The 20,599-nt window shown below is 73.4% G+C and carries 13 protein-coding genes; 4 read left to right on the top strand and 9 right to left on the bottom strand.

The annotated features are described in order from the left end of the window. The first annotated feature begins 26 nt into the window (after positions 1-26). Together DEU31_RS02630 and DEU31_RS02625 are read left to right on the top strand one after the other, a co-directional pair. The gene (locus tag DEU31_RS02630; RefSeq protein ID WP_133675585.1) at positions 27-1,478 is read left to right on the top strand and encodes an NAD(P)/FAD-dependent oxidoreductase; all 1,452 of its coding nucleotides are present in this window, start codon (positions 27-29) and stop codon (positions 1,476-1,478) included. 132 nt (positions 1,479-1,610) lie between these two features. Further along, a complete protein-coding gene (locus tag DEU31_RS02625; protein WP_133675583.1) occupies positions 1,611-2,306 on the top strand; it encodes a hypothetical protein in 696 nt (231 codons plus the stop codon). Between the two features lie 77 nt (positions 2,307-2,383). Here the strand turns inward: DEU31_RS02625 and DEU31_RS02620 are convergent, their stop codons facing one another. The 5 genes from DEU31_RS02620 to DEU31_RS02600 form a co-directional block, all read right to left on the bottom strand. Further along, positions 2,384-3,043, bottom strand: coding sequence for an SRPBCC domain-containing protein (locus DEU31_RS02620; RefSeq protein ID WP_133675581.1), 660 nt, complete (start codon positions 3,041-3,043; stop codon positions 2,384-2,386). 1 nt (position 3,044) lies between these two features. After that, positions 3,045-3,503, bottom strand: a complete 459-nt coding sequence (locus DEU31_RS02615; RefSeq protein WP_010549409.1) for a metalloregulator ArsR/SmtB family transcription factor — start codon at positions 3,501-3,503, stop codon at positions 3,045-3,047. Positions 3,504-3,831: 328 nt separating this feature from the next. Then, a complete protein-coding gene (locus DEU31_RS02610; RefSeq protein ID WP_133675579.1) occupies positions 3,832-5,205 on the bottom strand; it encodes an APC family permease in 1,374 nt (457 codons plus the stop codon). Continuing rightward, positions 5,202-8,279 carry an ExeM/NucH family extracellular endonuclease gene (locus DEU31_RS02605; protein WP_133675577.1) on the bottom strand — a complete coding sequence of 1,026 codons (3,078 nt, stop codon included), beginning with the start codon at positions 8,277-8,279 and terminating at the stop codon, positions 5,202-5,204. The genes DEU31_RS02610 and DEU31_RS02605 overlap by 4 nt, the downstream gene beginning before the upstream one ends. A gap of 98 nt (positions 8,280-8,377) precedes the next feature. Beyond that, positions 8,378-10,882: a bifunctional UDP-sugar hydrolase/5'-nucleotidase gene (locus DEU31_RS02600; RefSeq protein ID WP_133675576.1), complete on the bottom strand. Its 2,505-nt coding sequence runs from the start codon at positions 10,880-10,882 to the stop codon at positions 8,378-8,380. 530 nt (positions 10,883-11,412) lie between these two features. Between DEU31_RS02600 and DEU31_RS02595 the strand changes: the two genes are divergently transcribed. After that, entirely contained in the window at positions 11,413-12,852 is a 1,440-nt protein-coding gene (locus DEU31_RS02595; RefSeq protein ID WP_133675574.1) for an NAD(P)/FAD-dependent oxidoreductase, read from the top strand. 16 nt (positions 12,853-12,868) lie between these two features. Here DEU31_RS02595 and DEU31_RS02590 read toward each other — a convergent pair whose 3' ends face one another. The 3 genes from DEU31_RS02590 to DEU31_RS02580 are packed head-to-tail and all read right to left on the bottom strand — an operon-like array spanning position 12,869 to position 17,831. After that, positions 12,869-15,457, bottom strand: a complete 2,589-nt coding sequence (locus DEU31_RS02590) for a DUF3488 and transglutaminase-like domain-containing protein (protein WP_133675572.1) — start codon at positions 15,455-15,457, stop codon at positions 12,869-12,871. Beyond that, entirely contained in the window at positions 15,454-16,803 is a 1,350-nt protein-coding gene (locus DEU31_RS02585; RefSeq protein WP_133675570.1) for a DUF58 domain-containing protein, read from the bottom strand. Before DEU31_RS02585 ends, DEU31_RS02590 begins: the two co-directional genes overlap by 4 nt. Beyond that, entirely contained in the window at positions 16,800-17,831 is a 1,032-nt protein-coding gene (locus DEU31_RS02580) for an AAA family ATPase (RefSeq protein ID WP_133675568.1), read from the bottom strand. The genes DEU31_RS02585 and DEU31_RS02580 overlap by 4 nt, the downstream gene beginning before the upstream one ends. 132 nt (positions 17,832-17,963) lie before the next feature. Here DEU31_RS02580 and DEU31_RS16690 point away from each other — a divergent pair, with 132 nt between their 5' ends. Beyond that, positions 17,964-19,232, top strand: a complete 1,269-nt coding sequence (locus tag DEU31_RS16690; RefSeq protein WP_166649355.1) for a hypothetical protein — start codon at positions 17,964-17,966, stop codon at positions 19,230-19,232. A gap of 27 nt (positions 19,233-19,259) precedes the next feature. On the opposite strand, the gene DEU31_RS02570 is transcribed toward DEU31_RS16690, so the two are convergent. Beyond that, a complete protein-coding gene (locus tag DEU31_RS02570) occupies positions 19,260-20,546 on the bottom strand; it encodes an MFS transporter (RefSeq protein WP_133675567.1) in 1,287 nt (428 codons plus the stop codon). Positions 20,547-20,599: the final 53 nt, after the last annotated feature.

The raw sequence follows: 20,599 nt of genomic DNA, 5'->3' as shown, positions 1-20,599 counted from the left end.
CCCGGGCCCGGGCGTAGCGTCGGAACATGGCTGCTGATGCTCCGTCCCCCGATGCTGCGACCTCCTTCGACCTGATCGTGCTCGGCGGCGGGCCCGTCGGCGAGAACGTCGCCCAGTACGCGACCGAGGGCACCGACCTCACCGCCGCGCTCGTCGAGGGCGAGCTGCTGGGCGGCGAGTGCTCCTACTACGCCTGCATGCCCTCGAAGGCACTGCTGCGCCCCCTCGCCGTCGCGGACGCCGCCGCGCACCTGCCCGGGATCACCACGCCCGAGGTCGACGCCGCCGCGCTGCTCGCCCGGCGCGACGACTGGGTCTCCCACTACTCCGACGCCGGCCAGGTCTCCTGGGCCGAGGGCGCGGGCCTGCACGTGGTGCGCGGGCACGGCCGGCTCGTCGGCGAGCGCGAGATCGAGGTCGTCGGGCCCGACGGGCGCGGCCCGCAGCGCCTCGTCGCCGAGCGCGCCGTCGTCCTCGCCACCGGGTCGGTGCCCGTGATCCCTGCGGCGCTGCAGGAGCTCGCGCCGTGGACCTCGCGCGATGCGACGGGCGTGGTGGAGGTGCCGGACGAGCTGGCGATCGTCGGCGGCGGGGTGGTCGCGGTCGAGGCCGCGACATGGATGGCCGCGCTCGGCTCCCGGGTCACGATGCTGGTGCGCGGCGACGGTCTGCTCACGGGGCTCGAGCCCTTCGCGGGCCGGCACGTGCTCGAGGCGCTGCGGGGCCTCGGCGTCGACGTGCGACTCGGGACCTCGGTGCGCGCCGGTGCGCGCGAGGACGCCCGGGACACGGGCCTGGGCCGGCTCCACGGCGGCCGGGTGCGTCTCGAGATCGAGGCCGACGGCCGTCGCGACACACTCGAGGCCGACGAGGTGCTCGTCGCGACCGGGCGCCGTCCGCGGCTGGACGACGTGGGCCTCGAGACCGTCGGCCTCTCCCCCGAGGACGTCACCGGCGGCGGGGCGCTGCCCGAGTGGCTGCACGTGGTGGGCGATGCGAGCGGGGAGGCGCCGCTGACCCACTGGGGAAAGTATCGCGCCCGGGTGATCGGGCAGCGGATCCTCGCCGCCGCGACCGGGGAGGCGACGGAGCCGGTGCCCGACCAGGTGCCCGTGCCGCAGGTCGTGTTCACGGATCCGCAGGTCGCGGCCGTCGGCCTCACCGAGGCGGAGGCCCGCGAAGCCGGGCACCGGGTGGTCACCGCGCAGGTGCCCTTCGGCGGGGCGGCCGGCTCCGCGCTGCTCCGCGACGACGTCACCGGCACCGCGCAGATCGTCGTCGACCTCGGCACCCGCACCCTCGTGGGCGCCACGTTCGTCGGCCCCGAGGCCTCCGAGCTGCTGCATGCCGCGACGATCGCGATCGTCGGCACGGTGCCGGTGCACGTGCTGCGCCATGCGGTGCCGAGCTACCCGGCCGCCTCGGAGCTGTGGCTGCGGCTGCTGGAGGCGCTGCCGCGGGAGATGCGCGCCGGCTGATCCGCGCCCGGCGCCGCGGGGCTCCTCCCTTCGGAGGAGATGACAGATCGCACTGGCGCAGGCGGAGGCCCGTCGGGTGGGATGGAGGGAATCGACCATACGCGGCCATGCGCCGCCTGCCCCGGGAGGACCATGTTCCAGCGACTGCGCCGACAGCGAAAGCTCGGCCGAGCGAAGCCCGGCGACGGCAGCGCACTGAAGGACCTGCGCTGGTGGCAGACGCTCACCCGCACCCAGTTCGCCCTGGACCCCGACCACGGGGCAGGTCGCGAGGCGTCGTACATCGTGGACGTGCGGTATCTGGCCACCGAGCTCGAAGGCGGGAAGATCGCCGAGGGCGCGCGGCACGCGCCGATCTCCTTCTACCGCGACGGCCGACAGCTCCACATCGCGAACTCGCCGGTCGCCTTCGAGGTGCCGGGAGGGACGGTCGAGGTCGCGATCGGCAGCTACGGCCTCTCCCGGATGCACCTGGTCCCCTCGGACGACGGCCCGGCCAGGACCCTGCGCCCGCACCCCCGCTCCCTCGAGGGGCTGCGCGCCCGCTTCGGCCGACGCCATCCCGGGGCGAGCCGGCTGCTCGGGGCGCTCGCGATCGTGGTGCTGCTGATCGGGGTGGTGCTGATGCTTCCACAGGCCGCGGAGCTGATCACGAGCATCCCGCCGGTCGCCGAGCGGGTCGGCGCCTTCACCTCGCCGATCCAGCTGCCCGCCTGGCTGAACATCTCGGTCACGGTCGCCGGCGTCCTCGCGGCCCTCGAGCGCGCCCTGACCCTGCGCAACCACTGGCTGATCGACGCCGAGACCACCTGGACCTCGTTCGTGTAAGGGTCGGCGACGCACCGGACCGCCCGGGCAGGGAGTTCGTGGTGATCGTCCGGGCGGTCTGAGCAGGGCTGCGGGGATCAGGCCTCGGTGCCGGTGTAGAAGCCGTAGGTCGCGTCGGCCCGCTGCTGCGCGACGGCGGGATCCTCGCCGGACGCAGCGTGCGCGACGGCCCAGCCGTCGGCGGCGCCGCGGTAGAAGGAGCGGCCCTCGTCGGTGCCCGCCCAGGCCTCCGCCTCGGCCGGGGAGAGCGAGCCCTCCACACCGCCGAGGTGGAGCGAGAGACCCAGCAGGCCGCCGTCCCAGCCCACCCCGGTCGCGCCCGGGCCGAAGGTCTCCCACATCTCAGCGGGGACGTCGGCGACGCGGCTGGTGTGCTCGAGCTCGAAGCTGGTGCGCTCGGCGTCGACCTCGGCCAGGCGCACGGTCAGCCACGACACGGAGCCCATGGCCTCCCAGGTGGCGGAGAACTCGGCGGCACCGTCCGACGGCGGCTCGCAGGTGGTGATCTCGCCGCCCGCGTTGCCCTCGAACTGGTAGCGGCCGCCGAGGCGGAGGTCGCCGCTGACCGGCAGGAACCAGCGCTGGATGCGCTCGGCCGAGGTGACGGCCTCCCACACGTCGGCGAGCGCGGCGGGGTAGGTCTGCTCGAGGGACTGGACGTGCATCTGCTCGCCGTCGCGCTCCTCGGTGCGATAGGCGCGGGTGACGGACTGCAGCTGGGCGGGGACGTCGACCATGTCAGGTCTCCTTCTTGGTGGGGGTGCTCTCGACGGGCGGGGTGCCCGGCGCAGGGTCTGTGTGCGGCGCGTTCACCGCGGGGTCGGTGGGGCCGGCGGCGTGGCCGGAGCTCTCTGCACGCTCGGCGGCGAGGCGGCGCGAACGCTTGCCGCGGGCGAGCTCGGTGCCGAGAGCGTCGAGCTTCGGCAGCCAGAACCGCTCGAAGGGCGTCAGCCACTCCCTCGCCTCGCGCGGGCCGCGGGGGTCGAGGGCGTAGAGGCGCCGACGGCCCTCGGGGCGGACGGTGGCGAAGCCGTGCTCGCGCAGGACGCGCAGGTGCTGGGAGACGGCCGGCTGGCTGATCCCGAATTCCTGCTGCACGATCTCGCCGATCTCGCCCGCGCCGAGCTCCCCGTCGTCGGCGAGGAGCTCGAGGATCCGTCGCCGCACCGGGTCGCCGAGGACGTCGAGCGCGTGCATGCGCCCATGCTCCACCCGCACAGTCATATAAGTCAGCCCTTATGCAACAAGGGAGTCGACGGCGACCCGACCCGGCCAGTTGATCGACCTCAGGTACCAGGAAAGCGGTACGGGACGTCGAACAACTCGGCGCTGTGCCCGCTGCGGCCCGCACCCGGCCAGTCGATCGACCTCAGGTACCAGTGAAGTGGTACGGGACGTCGATCGACTCGGCGGCGCAGGGTGGCGGGGCCGGCCGGCGCAGGGCAGCACGTTCAGCGGTGCCGGGCGGGAGGGCAAGCAGGACAGCGGGGGCACCAGGGCCGGGACGGGACACCGTCGGCGCCGGTCACCGCCGCACCGCGAGCACGAGCCCGCGGTAGGCGAGGCCGACGGCGACGAGCACCAGGCCCGCCACGATCGTGCGACCGGGCAGTGCGGCGACGAGCAGCACGCAGCCGACGAGGCCGAGCCACTGCATGGCCTTCGGGAACAGCCGCCACTGCCCCGTCTGGGTGAGCGCGGCGAGGTTCGCGACCGCGTAGTAGAGCAGCACGCCGAAGGACGAGGCGGCGATCGCGACCAGCACGTCGGAGGCGAGCAGCACGAGCAGCACCACCGCGATGCCGGCCGCGGCCTCGGCCCGCTGCGGGACCGAGAAGCGGGGGCTGACGTGCGCGAGCACGGGCGGCAGGTCCCGCTCCCGCGCCATGGCGAGCACGGTGCGGGAGATGCCCGCGACCAGCGCGAGCAGCGCGCCGGAGGCCGCCGCGACCGCGCCGATGGTCACCACCACGGCCCAGACCCCGCCCGCGCCGACCGCGTCCAGCGCCGCACGGAAGGGCGCCGGGCCCCAGCCCTGCTCGCCCGGTGCCGGACCCACCAGCACGAGGATCACCGACAGCACCAGGTAGAGCGCGCTGACCGCGGCGAGCGCGAGCAGGATCGCGCGGGGGATGGTGCGGCGCGGCGCGACGACCTCCTCGCCGAGGGTCGCCACCCGGGCGTAGCCGGCGAAGGCGAAGAACATCAGCGCCGCGGCCTGCGCGACGGCGAGGACGATGCCGAGCGCGCCGCCCTCCCCCGCGCCGGCGACGGCCGCGATCCCGCCGTCCCACAGCCCGGCGGCCTGCCCGGAGAGGGGGCCGGGCACCTCCCACGTCCCGGCACCGGCCCCGTCGCCCGCGCCTCCCGTCGGACCGCCCGCCACGATCCCGGCGAGCAGCCGCACCCCGGTCAGGACGAGCGCGGCGAGTGCGACCGTGACCAGCACCCGGGCGAGCACCGCAGTGCGGGTGATGCCGACCAGGTTCACGGCCGTCAGCACCACGACCAGGAGCGCCGCGACGGGTCGCTGGAACGGCTCGGGCACGAGATACGCGGCGACGACCAGCGCCATCGCGGCGCAGGAGGCGGTCTTGCCGATCACGAAGCACCAGCCGGCGAGGAACCCCCACCACGGTCCGAGCCGCTCCCGGCCGTAGTGGTAGGTGCCGCCCGCGGCGGGGTGCTGCGCGGCGAGCTGCGCGGTCGAGGTCGCATTGCACAGCGCGACCACGGCGGCGACCAGCACCGCCGCCGGGGCGAGCGACCCGGCGAGGTCCTGGGCGGCGCCGAGGGAGACGAAGGCACCCGCCCCGATCATCGAGGCGAGGCCGATCACCACCGCGTCGCGCAGTCCGAGGCGGCGGGAGAGAACGGCGGGAGAGGCGCCCGAGCTCACAGGCGGTCCAAACGGTACAGCCAGGCGGCGGTCTCGGCGCGGTCGACGCGGGCGTTCGGGCGGAGGTGGTCCCCGTCCACGATGCCCTCGTCGAGGCCCTCGCCCTGCAGCCACGCGATCGCGTCGGCCTGCACGTCACCGCTCGGCGAGCCTGCCTCGGGCGAGCCGGCCGCGGCGTACAGCGCCTCGGCGACCATGCCCCGGCTCAGCGCCGCGCTCGGGCGGAACGCGCCGCCCTTGTTGACGGTGAGCACGCCCTCGGACTCGGCCCACAGCATCGCCGCGTAGTGCGGGTGATCGGCCTTCACGTCCTTGAAGGGCGAGCTCGCGGGGATCTCCACCTCGGGACGGCCCGCCATCTCGTACAGGGCCGCGGCGAGGGTGACGCGGTCCGCGGCGCGGGTGGGACGGAAGGTGCCGTCCTCCCCGCCGGGGACGATGCCGCTGCCGGCCGCCCACATGATCTCGTCGTGGTACGGGTGGTCGGAGCGCACGTCGGTGAAGTCCGGGAGGGTCGGCGCCTCCTCGTACCCGGCGTCCAGGCCCACGATCATCGGGTCGTGGTCGGAGGAGGCGAAGGGGCCCTCCTCGTAGAGGTCGACCGCGTTGTTGTTGTACCGGCCGTACTGGGCCATCACCGACTCGGGGCCGTTGATCTGCCAGTCGGTCGCGCCGGTGACGCGCTCGGCGGCCGACGGGGAGGCGATGACGTGGTCGAGCGAGCCGACCATGCCGCCGAAGCTGTAGGACCAGCCTTCCGGGTCGTGGGTCTCGCCGAGGTTGACGAAGCCCTGCTCGTAGAACGTCTGCAGAGGCTCCTCCTGGGTGTAGGAGTTGAAGTCGCCGCCGTGCAGGACGTCCTCGACGCCGAGCTCGGATGCGGTCTGCTCTCCCCAGGTCAGCAGCGCCTCGGCCTGCTGGAGGCGGGAGGTGCGGGCGTTGCCCTGGACCGGGTCGGCCGGGAGGCCGGAGTCCTCGGCGTCGGCCGAGCCCTTGGACTTGAAGTGGTTGATGGTGAAGAAGAACGGCTCGCCCTCGACCTGCTGGGCACCTTCACCGTCGATCGGCACGAACACCTGGCCGAGCGGCTCGCGGGCGTTGTCGAAGGCAGGGTCGTCGGCGAGGATCTGCATCTGCCCCTCGGGGCGCACCTCGGCGGGCTTGAAGATGATCGCGTTGGTGATCACGTCCTGGCCGCCGTCCAGACCCTGCGCGGCGTAGGCCTCGCCGGTGGGGACGTAGGCCCAGGTGCCCTCGCCGTCCTTCTCGTTCAGCGCGGCGACCAGGGTGGCGGTGGCCTCGTCGGCCTCCTCCCCGAGGCGTGCCGAGTTCTCGATCTCGGTCAGGCCCACCACGTCGGCTCCGGTGCCGGAGATCGCCTCGACGATCTTGGACTGCTGGCGCTCGAGGTCGTCGGCTCCCCACGCGCCGCGCAGGTCGCAGCCGCCGCGCACGGTGGTGCCGTTCCCGTCGATGTCGGTGTAGGGCTCGCAGCCGGGGGTGTCCTCGCCGAGGGTGGTGAAGTAGTTCAGCACGTTGAAGGTGCTGACCTGCAGGTCACCGCCGACGGGGTCGGGCGCGTCCTGGCGGGTGTTCTCGAAGTCGACACCGTCGGTCGAGGCCGACTCCCACGGGGTGGTGGTGTTCAGGCGCCACTGGTCGAAGGAGTAGGCGACCACGAGGGGCTCGGTGAAGGAGGGGGTGGCCCCGACCCGGACGGGCTCCTCGGTGGTCAGCCAGCTCATCGGCTGGGTGGGGTCGTTCTGGAAGTTCGTGGTGCGGCCGTCGTCGAGCAGCACCTTGAGCGCGTCGCGGCTCTCGTAGTAGGCGGTGGCCTCCGCGCCGGGGCGCATGATGTCGCCGGCCTGCTGCAGCGGCTGGTCGCCGATCGCGAGGGCCACCTCGCCGAAGCGGTTGGTGCTGTACACGTCGGTGACGGTGAACTCCTCCGCGCCAGGCAGGTAGAGCATGTGCTCGATGCTCTCGCGCTGCGCCTCCTCGGTGGGGAAGCCGCCGACGAGGGTCGCGGGCTCCACGGGCTCTAGCGCCCGATCGAGCTGCTCGAGGCCCTCGGCGCCGACGGAGATCTGGGTGGAGTCGTAGTACTCGGAGACCCCGCCGGTCACGCGCACCGAGTCCCCGATCGCGACCTGGGAGGCGGTCTCCGGGGAGTGCACGAACACGGCGGTGGAGCCCTTGTGCGTGGAGAAGTCCAGCGCACCGCCGGTGCCGCCGGTCTGGATGACGTAGCCGTTCAGGCCGCCGGTCGCGTAGACCGCGGTGACGACGCCCTCGGTGACCACGTTCTTTCCGACCATCGGGCTCTGCGCGCCGGTGCCCTGGATCTCGGCGATGCTCGCCGGGGCCGCCTCGCCGGGCTCCTCGGGGTCCTCCGGGTCCTCGGGATCGGTGCCGTCGCCGCCGGAGTTGGTGGGCGTCGGCTCGCCGGCGACGAAGTCGGTGGAGTTCTCACCGGTCGCGGCGACGCGCGCGACGGAGGTCGCGTTCGTGGTGCGCGGGGCGGGGGCGGTGCCGGAGAAGGTGGTCGCGCCGCCCCACCCGACGAGGTCGACGACGGCAGGGTCGTCGGCGCAGGTCGCACCGGTGCAGACCAGGCGGCCGTCGGAGTCCGAGAGGGCGAAGACGCCCTGACTGCCGGAGACGGCGGTGGTGCCGGTGAGGTCCGGCTCGGGCAGCGCCTCGCTGCCGCCGGCGCCCTTCGCGAGCTGGATGAGGAAGGTGCCGCCGGCGGGGACGGTGCCCTCGAGGGCGAGGACGCCCGACGAGTTGAAGGTGCCGGTCGCGGAGGCGTACTGGAGGGACCAGCCGGCGAGGTCGATCGGCTGATCGGAGGTGTTCACGAGCTCGACGAAGTCGTGGGTGAAGGTCGAGCCGGAGTTGCCTCCGCCGCCGTAGATCTCGTTGATCTGCAGGTCGCCCGGGGCGACGACGGCGGCGTCGGCGGCGGGGGTGAGGCCGGGCAGGGCGGAGGCTCCGAGGGCGAGGGCAGCGGCGGTGGCACCGACCCGCGCGAAGCGGGTGCGGAGGGCGTCGCCGGTGAGGCGAGGTGACATGGCGATTCTCCTTGGCGGGAGGGCGGGGAGAGGGACGGGGGATGGAAGGAGGGGCCGGCTCTCCGGGGAGGTCCGGCCCCTCCGTGGTCAGGACCTCATCAGCGTCGGCCGATGCGATGTCGCAGGGCGATCGCGCCCGCTCCCGTGAGGGTCAGGGCGCCGGCGATCGCGGCGAGGATGCCCGCGTTCGTGCCGGTGCGGGCGAGGTCGGAGCGGCCGTCGGCGGTGGTGGGGGCTCCGCCGACGGGGTCGCCCGCGGTGGAGCTGCCGACCCCGGTGGAGGTGCCTGCGCCGGCGGAGCCGCCGGTGCTCGTGCCCTGGTCGTCGGAGCCCTGGTCGTCGGAACCCTGATCGTCGGAACCCTGGTCGCCAGAGCCCTGGTCATCCGAACCCTGGTCATCCGAGCCCTGGTCGTCGGAGCCCTGGTCGTCGGAGCCCTGGTCGCCGCCGCCGCCCGGGGGCGGAGAGGTGTCATCCTCGTCGTCGTCGCCCGGGGGCGGGGTGGTCGAGCCGTCGTCGTCGCAGCCCTCGGGGGTGCCGCCGGTGATCTCGACGACGGTGTCGAAGACGATCTCGGTGCCGGTCTCGGGGACCGCGGTGATGGTCACCGGGACCACGGTGCTCTCGGGGGTGTCGGTCGGGACGCAGTACAGGTCGGTCAGCGTGACCTCCGCGGCGAGGCCGCCCTCGGCCGCCATGGTGACGGGCTCCTCGGCCTCGGCAGCGGGCTCGGTGGAGCCGTAGGGCGCCTCGAAGGTGCCGTACTCCCCCGCGTCGACGGTCACCGAGGTGATCTCGGGGGCGCCGAGGCTCTGGGACTCGAGGCCGGAGAGGCGCAGCGCCGGGGAGTTCTCGTCATCGCCTTCGACGAACTGCACGTCGATCTGGCGCTGCGAGTAGTCGGGCTCCAGCTCGGGGTTCGCGCGGAGGTACTCGGTGAAGGCGTCGCGGTCGAGAACGCCCGCGTCCTGCACGTTCTCCGCCGACGCGAGGGTCTCCATGCCGTCGCCGCCCTCGAAGAGGAAGCTCGCGGTGACGATCGTGTAGGTGGCGTCGGGATCGATCGGATCGCCGTTCACGCGCACGTCGAAGACGCGCTCGTCCAGCGGGGCGCTGCTGTCGTAGGCGTACTCGATGTTCTCGGAGACGCTGAAGGCGAGGAAGGCGCCGGAGTCGTCGCGGTTCCACTGCTCCTCGAGCATCTGGAGGAACTGCGCGCCGGTGACCTCGCCGGAGTTCAGGGTGTTGCCGAAGGGCACCATGTTGTTGGCCTCGGCGTAGGTGATCACGCCGTCGCCCTCGCCGGTCGGGGACTCGGCGTTCCAGAGCTCGGCGCGGATGCCGCCGGGGTTCATCCAGCCGATGACCTCGTTCTCGCCGGCCTTGCCGGAGTCCTCCAGATACCACTTCATGGAGTCGGCGAGCATGTTGCCGGCCGCGGAGTGGCGGGTGCGGTTGTCGCCCTTGGTGGTGGCCTGGTTCTCGATCGGCGCGCTGGCGGTGCGCACGCCGTCGACATAGGAGGCCTTGGTGTCGTCCCAGGAGGTGGTGATGTCGCCGGTGAGGGAGCCGACGGGCTCGGCGCCGACGACGGCGGCCTCGTCGATCGCGGTCTTCGCGATCGAGGTGACGTCCTCGGTGACGTCGGTGGAGGTCGTGCACTCGGCGTCGGTGGGGCGCAGCTCCGGGGCGGTGACGACGTCCCAGTCGGTGTCGTCCCCGGCGCCGCGCTCGAGGGTGACGGTGCCGAGGTTCGCGGCGCTCGCGCCGGTCTGGATGATCGGGCGGGTCTCGCCGTCCTGCCCGGGCACCGCGGCCTCGTAGGCGTAGGTGCGGTGGGAGTCGCCGTTGAAGATCGCGTCGACCTCGGGGTCGGTCTCGGAGACGATCCTGTCGAAGATCGGGTCGGAGTTCGACGGGGCGGCGCCGGGCTCGCCGTTGCCGCTGGCACCCTCGTGGTAGAGCGCGATCGCAGCGTCGTACTCGACGCCCTCGGCCTCGAGCTCGTCGACCACGTCGTTCACCGCGTCGACGGGATCCCCGAAATCGAGGCCCTCGATCGCGGCGGGGCTGACCTTGCCGACGGTCTTCGTGGTGACCGCGCCGATCACGGCGACCTTCACACCGTCGCGCTCGACGATCTTGTATGCGTCATGCACCCGATTGCCCTCCGCGTCGTAGACGTTCGCGGCGAGGTCGGGGAAGTCCGTGCGCGGCTCGATGCGATCGAACAGGTCGTCCTGACCCTGGTCGTACTCGTGGTTGCCGATCGCTGAGGCGTCGACGCCCAGGGCGTTCAGCACGTCGATCGTCGGCTCGTCGTTCTGCACGGCGGACTCGAAGGCGGAGCCGCCCACGTTGTCGCCGGCGGAGAAGAGGAACGAGGTCTCGCTCTCGGCGCGCACCGTCTCCACCTGGCAGGCCAGGGCCGAGGCGCCGCCGAGGGCGCCGTGGAAGTCGTTGAAGCCCATCAGGGTGATCTGCTGGCCGGGCTCGGCGGCGACCGCGCCCAGCGGCACGAGGGCGCCGGAGGCGGCGAGGGCGGCGGCGCCGAGGCCGACGGTCGCGCCGCGGACGGCGCGGCGGGCGAGGTGGACACGCATGGAGGAGGCTCCCGGGGACGAGGCGGAGTCGAGGAGGGCGCACGGGTGCGCCATGTCATCTCACCCCATCGGGAGGCGTCAGAACCTGTTTTCCCCGATCCGGTATCGAGCCGTCACCGAGAGTTCATCTGCATCACCCCACTGCGCTGGCTTCTTGACCTGCAGCATTGCTGCGCTTGACGAACCTTTTGCCGATCGGGAGCTCCCCTGCGCACCCGTCGCCGACGGCGTCGCGCAGGGAGACCCGAGTCACCGCGGGAGCCGCGGAGGATGTGAATCGTGACGACCCGTCCCGCCGTCCGCTGTGCCGACGGGCGGCGGAGTGGGTAGCATCGGTGAGGACTCTGGACGGACCGGGTCGCCCGTATCGCGGCATCGGCCCGACGATCTCGGACCGGCCGACGGACATTCCGCCTCCGCCCGAAGCCCGCTCACTCCGCCGCTCTCTCCCTCGATCCGACGCGGTGCACGACCTGGCCGGCCACCGCCGCGCCCCGTCGGCCGACGCGTCGCCCCTAGGAGTCCTCCCCATGTCGCTGCCCTTCCTCACCCGTCGCCCCACGGTCCCCGCGAAGGATGGCGCGAGCTGGCCCCACGTGGTCATCGTGGGCGGTGGCTTCGCCGGCGCCAACGCCGTGCTGGGCCTGCGCGACGCCCGCGTGCGCGTCACCCTCATCGACCGCAACGTCTACAAGACCTTCCAGCCGCTGCTGTACCAGGTGGCGACCGCGGGCCTGAACCCGGGCGACGTCACCATGTTCCTGCGCGGCCTCTCGCTGAAGGTCCCCAACATGCGCTACCGGCAGGGTGAGGTGGTCGGCGTCGACCCCGAGCGGAAGGTCGTCACGCTCAACGAGGGCCAGCGCGGCGATCAGGAGCTCTCCTACGACTACCTGGTGCTCGCCAACGGCGCGACCACCACCTACTTCGGCACCCCCGGCGCCGAGGAGCATGCGATGCCGATGTACACGCGCGCGCAGTCCCTCGCGATCCGCGACCGGATCTTCTCCGAGCTCGAGCGCTCCAGCCGCGAGGCCGGCGTCACCCACGACAAGCTCCACGTCTGCATCGTCGGCGGCGGGCCGACGGGCGTGGAGATCGCCGGCGCCCTGGCGGACTTCCGCATGCAGGAGCTGGACATCCTCTATCCCGAGATGGATCCGGGGACCCTGCAGCTCACGGTGCTGCAGCGCGGCGACGAGCTGCTCAAGGAGTTCAGCGACAAGTACCGCCAGTACGCCGCCGACGAGCTGCGCGACCGCGGGGTCGTGCTGCGCCTCGGCCACGGCGTGAGGGAGGTCGGCTACGACCACGTGATCCTCGACGACGGCTCGATCCTCGAGTCCGACATCACCATCTGGGCCGCCGGCGTCGCGATCCCCGAGGCGGTCTCCCGGTGGGGCCTGCCGCAGGACAGGCGCGGCCGCATCGCCGTGGACGACCACCTGCAGGTCAAGGGCATGCCGGGGGTGTACGCCGCCGGCGACGTCGCCGCTCAGGACGAGGCCCTCCCCCAGCTCGCGCAGCCTGCGATCCAGACCGGTGCGGCGGTCGCGAAGTCCATCGCCGCCGACGTGAAGGGCAAGCAGCGCCCGACCTTCACCTACACGAATCTCGGCACAATGGCCACGATCGGCCGCCATGCCGCGATCGCGGAGATCCCCTTCGTCGGCGGCCTCTCCGGCTCCGTGGGCTGGGCGGCCTGGCTCGGCGTGCACATCACGAAGATGCTCGGCCACCGCAACCAGCGCGCTGTCGCGATGAACCTCGTCTCGCTGTACGGCGGCACCCGCGGCACCCACCAGCCGAACCCCGTGGTGGGCGAGGTCGACTCGCTGCGTGCGGCGAGGATCTTCGAGGAGCAGGCCCCGCACCGCCTCTTCGGCCTGAACGCCGGGGCGCGGGAGAACCGGGCGGCGGCCGAGGACGCTCCCGGCGCGGCCGACGTCGCCGCTCCGTCCAAGGACTGATCCGGCCCCGCGCGGCTCAGCGTGCGGTGCGGATGAGCTCGACGATGCGGTCGGCGTCGTGGCGCAGGGGGTGCTGCAGGCGCTCCAGTGCGGGGGCGGTCTCGGCGTCGACCCTGGTCGCCGTGCCGCCCGGAGTGGCTCCCGTGCCGTCGTGCCCGGTCGTCGTCGCGGCCGCGGGGAGCGGGGCGGCGTAGGCGGCGGCGGTATAGGCGTCGGCGAGGCGGGCGGCGGCGGCGCGGTCCTCGGCGGTGACCTCCCCCGGGCCCTCCGCGATCTGGTCCACGAGGTCCTGGACGGCGCGGTGCGGGGGCAGCGCCGGGTCCATCGCGAGGCGCGTCGGCGGCCTGCCCCAGGCGCCGGTGAGGCCCAGCCAGCGGATCGCCGTCGCCCGCACCTCGAGCTCGTGGGTCAGCTCCGACCAGGCCAGCTCGCCGGCGGCGCGGCGCAGCCGCTCGGTCTCGAGCGCGGCGGCGGAGGCGTCGCCCGACGCACCGGAGCCACCGCCCCCGCCCTCCTCAGGGGGCTCTCCGTCGGCGCCTGCTCCTGCGCCTCGCTCCCCCGCGCCACCCCCGAGCGCCGCCCAGCGCTCCTCGCGATGGCGGATCCGTCGGCGCCGGATCACCAGCACCACGGCAGCCGCGGCGACGGCCAGGAGCGCGCCGAGGCCGAGCACGCTCACGGTGCCCCACTCGATGCGCTGGACCGTCTGGGGTGAGGGGCCCTGCTCGGCGGTCTCGTCCTCCTCGGTGCTCGCGTTGCTCTGCTCCTCGGTGGTGCCCTCCTCGCTGCTCGCGCTCTCCTCGTCGGCGGTCGGGGTGTCGGGGGTCGTCTCGGGGGTCTCGACGTCCTCCTCGCTCGCGGAGAGGTCGGTGACCTCGGGGGTGCGCACTCCGTTGTTCGCGGCGGCGGGGGTGGGCTCGAACTGGACCCAGCCGTGCTCGGGGCCGAACCACACCTCGGGCCAGGCGTGGGCGTTGCGGGCGCTGACGGTGCGCTCGTCCCCGTCGGCGTCCCCGGCGGTGAAGCCGATGACGACCCGTGTCGGATACCCCTGCGCGGTCATCATCAGCGCGAAGGTCGAGGCGAACTGCTCGCAGTAGCCGATCCGGTCCTCGAGGAAGGACTCCAGCGGGTCCTCCCCCGGCGGGGTGTTCACGGTGAGGGAGTAGGCGAAGGCGCTGCGGAAGTAGTCCTGGAAGGCGACGGCCGCGTCGAAGCCGTTCTCCGCCCCGGCGTCCTGGACGAGCTGCTCGGCGAGGTCGGCCGCGACCTGCGGCACCTCGGCGCGGTCGGTGTAGCCGGAGTCGAAGGGGGCGCTCGCCGCGGCGGGCGTGACCGCGCGGAGCTGCTCGGGGGTGGAGGAGCGCGGCTCGGAGAGCACGGTGTACTGCTGCCCGGTCAGTCCCTCGGGGACGAAGTCGAGCGCCGCCTCTCCGTCGACCGGCCGCAGGGTGAGCGCACGGTCCAGCGCGGGGCTCGCGGTGCGCACCTCGCGCACGTTCTCCGGCATCGGCAGCCGGTCCCCGCCGAGGCTCATCACCTGGACGTCGGTCTCCTCGAGATCGCCCGTGCCGCCGCTGACCGCCCTGCCGTCGTCGCGGGCGTCGGAGAAGGAGGAGGCGAGGTTCGGCTCCTCCTCGTCGCCGGCGTGGAAGGTCTCCCCGTCGAAGCGGTTCAGGGTGCGCAGGCGGAGGTAGGAGGGGTCCTCGGCGGTGGTGGTGTAACGCAGCACCTCGGTGTCGGACTGCTCGAGCAGGGAGCGGCGCACGGAGACGTCGTCGTCGATCATGACGGGGCCGAGCTGCGGGGTGTCGGGGTCCTTCCAGCGGTTCAGCACGTCGACGTTCAGCGCGATCCGCGGCGGGACCAGCTGGGGCAGGGCCGCGCCGAGCACGGGGGCGCCGGCGGCGACGAGCGCGACGCACAGGACCGCGGCGCCGAGGGTGCGGCCGGGCGCGGGGACGGGTCCGGCCTGCGGGCGGCGGTCCCCTTCGAGATAGCGCGGGTCCCCGTGGACGGTGCGGACGGCGAGGACGGCGGCGCCGGCGGCGACCGGCGCGGCCACCTGCCACCACGCCCCGCCCGAGGGCTGCTGCAGCGCGGGCACGAGCACGGTGCCCATCAGCAGCAGGGCGGTGGGGGTGTGCCAGCCGAGGTCGAGGTACAGCAGGTCCAGCAGCAGGGCGAGCAGCGCGACGAGCACGACGATGATCACGGTCCCGGGCGCGCCGAGCACCAGCGGCGGCAGGCCGGAGGCGAGCTCCTGCACGCCGAGCCGCAGCACCTCGGGCTGGGCGGCGAGGACCGCGACCGGCCCCTCTGACCACGGGGCGAGCCCCTGCGCCGTCTCGACGACGAGCATCAGCACGCAGATCAGGCCCAGCTGGAGCAGCGGCACCAGCGCGGTCCGGGAGAGCAGGTGGCGCAGCACGATCCCGCCGAGGATCACGGGGGCGGCGCCGGTCAGGGTCAGCACCAGCCAGGACGAGCCGGCCAGCAGCTGGGAGGTGGGCGCGGCGGCGAGCAGCAGCGCGGCCAGGAGCAGCAGGGCGCGGCCGGTGAGGTGGGGACCCTCGAGGGTGGGGCGGCCCATCAGCGGGCTCATCGCGGCTCCTCCACGGCGGTGGTGAGCAGGTCGTCGAGGGTGTCGGCGGAGGAGCCGCGCACGAGGGCCCAGGTGCCCAGGCGCGAGCGGCGCGGCGGACGCTGGGCGCGCGCGGCGGCGAGCTGCTCGGCGTGCTGCTCGTGGGCGTGGCCGAAGTCGTCGCCGTCGGCGGGGCCGATGCGGCGGGCGCGGCGGGGCGTCTCGGGTACCTCCTCGGGCAGTGCCGCGTCCAGCGCGATCGCGGTGCGGCGCGTGGCGCGTCCGGCGAAGCGGTCCAGCTCGAGGCCGGCGAAGGGCTCGCCCAGGTCGGGGCCGAGCGCGATCGCGAGCTCGGCATGGCCGGCGGCGTGGTCGCGGCCCACGCCGTGCTGCTCGTCGTCGTCGAAGTCGACCTCGGCGAGCGCGAGGAGGGAGGCGCGGCGCTCGAGCGCGTCGGCCTCGCCGCCCAGCAGGGACGGGCCGGGGACGCCGCGTCGGCGCTGGGTGCGGGTGATCTCGTCGCCCGAGGCGTCCACGATCCGCACCTCCCAGCCGTTGCGGCCCAGGGAGTCCAGCACGGTCGCGGCATGGGAGACGAGCGCCTCCTCGACCTGCCCCTCGAGCCCGTCCCGTCGGGTGGTGTCCAGCACGACCACGGCGCTGCGGCCCGCGGTCGGCTCGTCCTCGCGGGTCATCAGCGTGCCGGTGCGGGCGCTGGCCCGCCAGTGGATGCGGCGGATGTCGTCGCCGGTGGCGTAGGGGCGGGCGATCGGGCCGATCTCCCCCGCCCCCGCGACGGGCGCCGCGCCGCCCACGGCGCTGTCGGCGATGCCGGTGGAGCGCTCCGCGGCGGTCGACATCTCGGCGACCACGGGCAGGCCGGTGATCCGCAGGCCGTCCTCGACGGTGCGGCGGAGGTGGAACAGCCCGAACACGTCACGCACCAGGATCGAGTACGGCCCGAGCGCGTGGGCGCCGCGACGGCTCACGTGCAGCACGTGCGGCATGCGCCTCGCCAGCGGCAGGTCGCCCTGTCCGCCGAGCTCCTCGGGGAGGTGCTCGCGCACCACGCCGCGGCCGAGCGGCACGACGGTGATCCACGGGCGGTCCTGCATCTCGAGCATCACGCGGGCGGAGCCGCCGACGGGCACCGCGTCGTCCACGACCCGGCGCCGCGGGGAGATCCCACGGCTGACGACGAGGATCCCGATCGCGCCGACGGCGAGGACCAGCACGAGGCCGGCGGCGAGCTGCCGGGCGGGCTCGATGCGGGTGAGGTCGCCCAGCAGCCACAGCGCCGCGCAGGCCACGAGCACGACGACGCCCCGCCCGGTGGGGCGGAGGATCGTGCGTGCGCGGCCCCTCACGTCTGCGGGGTGCTGCGCAGGACCTGGTCCACGAGCTCCCCGGCGCTCGCGCCGCGGGAGAGCGCCTGCGGGGTCAGATGGAGCCGGTGGCGCCAGACGGGGAAGATGACGTCGGCGATGTCCTGCGGGGTGACGAAGGTGCGGGCGGCGAGCGCGGCGTTCGCCTTCGCCGCGCGCACCAGGTGCACGGCCGCGCGGGGCGAGGCGCCGAGGGTGACCTGGGGGTGGGAGCGGGTCGCCTCCGCCAGGCGCACCACGTACTGCAGGATCACGGGCGAGGCGTAGACGCTGCGCACCGCCCGCACCTGGGCGGCGATCCGCTCGGGGCTGGTGCGTCGGCGGACCGCGTCGACCACCTCCCGGTCCCCCTCGGCCACGGGCCCGGCCTGCGCCTCGAGCATCCGCGCCTCGGCGGAGGCGACGGGATAGCCCATCGAGGTCTGGGCGAGGAAGCGGTCGCGCTGCGCCTCGGGGAGGCGGTAGGTGCCCTCCATCTCGACGGGGTTGGCGGTCGCGACGACCATGAACGGCTCGGCGAGCGCGTAGGTGGTGCCGTCGACGCTGACCTGTCGCTCCTCCATCGCCTCGAGCAGGGCGGACTGGGTCTTCGGGGAGGCGCGGTTGATCTCGTCGGCCAGCAGGATCTGCGTGAACACGGCGCCGGGACGGAACTCGAACTCGCCGCTGGCCTGGTTGAAGACGCTCGCGCCGGTCACGTCGCCGGGCAGCAGGTCGGGGGTGAACTGGATGCGGTGGCGGTCCGCGCCGAGCGCGGCGGAGAGGGACTTGGCGAGCATCGTCTTGCCGACGCCGGGGATGTCCTCGATCAGCAGGTGCCCGCCGGCCAGGAGCACCAGCACCGCGATCCGGGCCACTTCCTCCTTGCCCTCGACGATGGTCGCGATCTCTCTCACCACCGCGGAGGCGTCCTCAGCGATCTGGTGGGCCCGCTGCTCCGACAGGACCTCGGGCGGCTCGCTCCTCTGCAGGTCAGGGGCGGTTCCGGCACCGGATTCTTCCAGGATCATCACAGGCTCCTCCGATGCGCACCCCAGCGGTGTTCATGAAAAGTTTGCCGGGGGATGAATTCATCGAGGTCCCCCGGGGCGCCGTCGCCTCCTACAGTATGGCTGGTCCTCCACTGTCTCCGAAGGGTTCCGATGTCTGTCCGCCGTACCGTCGCCCAGTCCTCTGCCGGGCTGCTGCTGCTCGCGGCGTTCGCTGTCGGGCCGACTGCTGTGTATGCCGCGCCGGGCGGTCCGTCAGACGTCGAGGGCGGGTCGGAATGCTCCCAGGACGAGACCGGTCAGTACCAGACCACCCTCTCCGTCGCGCCGAGCCAGGTCGCTCCAGGTAACACCGTCGACCTCACAATGCACTGCTTCCCCGGGCCGGAGCGCGAGACTGCAAGGGTCACGGTCACCGGACCGAAAGGGTTCTTCAAGGAGGCGGACTCGATCAGCGCCGCGCCTGGGGGTACGGAAACGCTGACCTTCAAGGTCCCGGAAGGCGCCGAAGCCGGCGACTATTCGTTCGTGGTCAACGCCGGGAGCTTCAACAACAACGCGACTTTCGAGGTCGTCGAGGGTGGGGAAGACCCTCCGACCACCGAGCCTGAGCCTGAGCCCGAGCCCGAGCCCGAGCCCGAGCCCGAGCCCGAGCCCGAGCCCGACGATCCCAGCGACGAGCCGGACCCTGGCGAGACCACCCCGCCATCCGAAGGCGACGACGAAGACCAGGGCAGCGGGGATGACGAGGAGCAGGGCGGCGACGCCCAGAACCCGGACGACGAAGAACCCGTCGGCGACGGCTCCGACAACAGCGACAACACCGGTACCGGTGACTCCGGCTCCGACGACGACCAGCAGCAGGACACCGGGGACAAGGGCAGGCCCGACGACACTGGGGACTCCGACGAGGGGCAGCAGGGCGGCGACACCACCGCGTCCGACTCCCCCACCAAGCACGTCCCCGGTGATAAGGAGGGCGGCGAGACCTCGGCGTCGTCGGCGAACGGCAACGCCGCGAGCAGGGGCGACGCGCCCGCGCAGCCGCCGGCCGCCCCCGGCTCGGCGACCAACGACTTCCCGGCCGCCCAGCAGGAGGCGACCGCTGACCAGAAGCAGTCGGCCGCGCTCGCGGTGTTGATGACCAAGCTGTTCGCAAGCGGCGTGTCCTCGGGCTCGGTCGGCACGACTCCCGACCAGGCCCGCACGGTGATCGACCCGTCGACCGACGCGTCCGAGATCGAGGTGCCCGCAGGCTCCGACACCGGCGGTTCGAGCGACAGCGGCTCGGGCTCCGAGTCCTCCGACGGCGATGCGCTCGCGGCGACCGGATCGAACATGCTGGTCCCCGCCGGGATCGCGGCTGCCGCGATCCTCCTCGGCGCCGGGCTGAAGATCCATCAGCTCCGCCGCGGACTCTGAGCCGCAGACAGACGGCCGCCGCCGAGGTCAGGCGGGGGCGCCGCGGCGGGTCTGCAGCGCGATGAGCACGCCGATCAGTAGCGCGCCGACGACGAGCGCTGCCCCGCCCACGGCCACGGCGCCGCTGACGCCGAGCAGCGCGCCGAGCCAGCCGATCGTGATCCCGTTGCCGGTGCGCATGCCGCTGCCGATCATCGAGTAGACGCCGACGACGCGGCCGCGCTGGTCCTCCGGGGCGCGCAGCTGCACGAGCGCCTGCCCGATCGCGGTCGCGGCGAGGTTCGCGACGCCGCCGATCACCAGCGCGATCAGCGCGATCGGGTAGCTCGTCGTCGTCGCGACGATCAGCGAGGTCAGCCCGAACATCACCGCCGCGATCACCGCGCCGCGCACGTCGACCTTCAGGATCCCGGTGGCCTCGAGCAGGAAGCCGCCCACCACTCCCCCGATCCCGTTGGCGAACAGGAGCGCGCCGTAGCCGAGGCCTCCCTCGTCCCCGGCGCCGAGCACCTGGGCGAAGTTCGGCATCGCCACCTGCAGCGACGCGCCGACGCACACCGCGATCAGGCCGGCGAGCGCGATCATCCCCACCAGCACCTTGTCGCTGCCGACCGTGCGCAGCACCCGCGGGGTGTCCAGGATCGAGACGCGCTCGCGGCGCACGAAGCCGCTGCGGGAGTGGCCGGTGAACGGGGTGCGCAGCATCAGCAGCGTCATCGGCAGGTAGAAGACGATGTTCGCGAGGATCCCCCACGTCGGCCCCAGGAGCAGCAGCAGGACCGAGCCGACGACGGGGCCCGCGAGCACGCCGAGGGACTTGAACGTCGCGTTCAGCCGCACCGCGCTCGGCAGCTCGGCGGGCTCGGCGAAGTCGTGCAGCATCAGCTGCTCGGCCGGGCCCCACAGCGCCCCGGCGCAGCCGTGCAGCACCAGCAGCACGCAGGCGCTCCACATCTCCAGCGTCCCGGTCAGGAACAGCAGGCCCCAGCTCAGGGACACGACAGCGAACAGGCCCTGGGCGATCTGGATGATGCGTCGGCAGTCGTACTTCTCCGCGAGCCCGCCGAACAGCACCGAGAACAGCAGGAACGGCAGCCAATGGCTGATCACCTGGAAGCCCACCAGCCACGGCGAGGCGAACACCTCCCACAGCACCCAGTAGGTGATCACGTGCTCGATGTTGTCGCCCATCATCGACAGGCCGGCGGTCATCAGATACGGGCGGGAGTGGCGGTCACGGAGCGGACCGAAGCGGCGCAGGGTCGGCGTGGCCGTGGGGATCGACCTTCTTCGTGGATCTCGTGGGCGGGACAAGCTGGTCGTGCGGAGCCCGTCTGCGCCGGAGAGGCGCTGGTCAGAGGGCCGGC

The sequence above is a fragment of the Brachybacterium sp. AG952 genome (assembly GCF_004362645.1).
Taxonomy (GTDB): Bacteria; Actinomycetota; Actinomycetes; order Actinomycetales; family Dermabacteraceae; genus Brachybacterium; species Brachybacterium conglomeratum.
The sequence above is the reverse complement of the archived record's forward strand: the minus strand, read 5'-3'. Positions and strand labels throughout refer to the sequence as shown.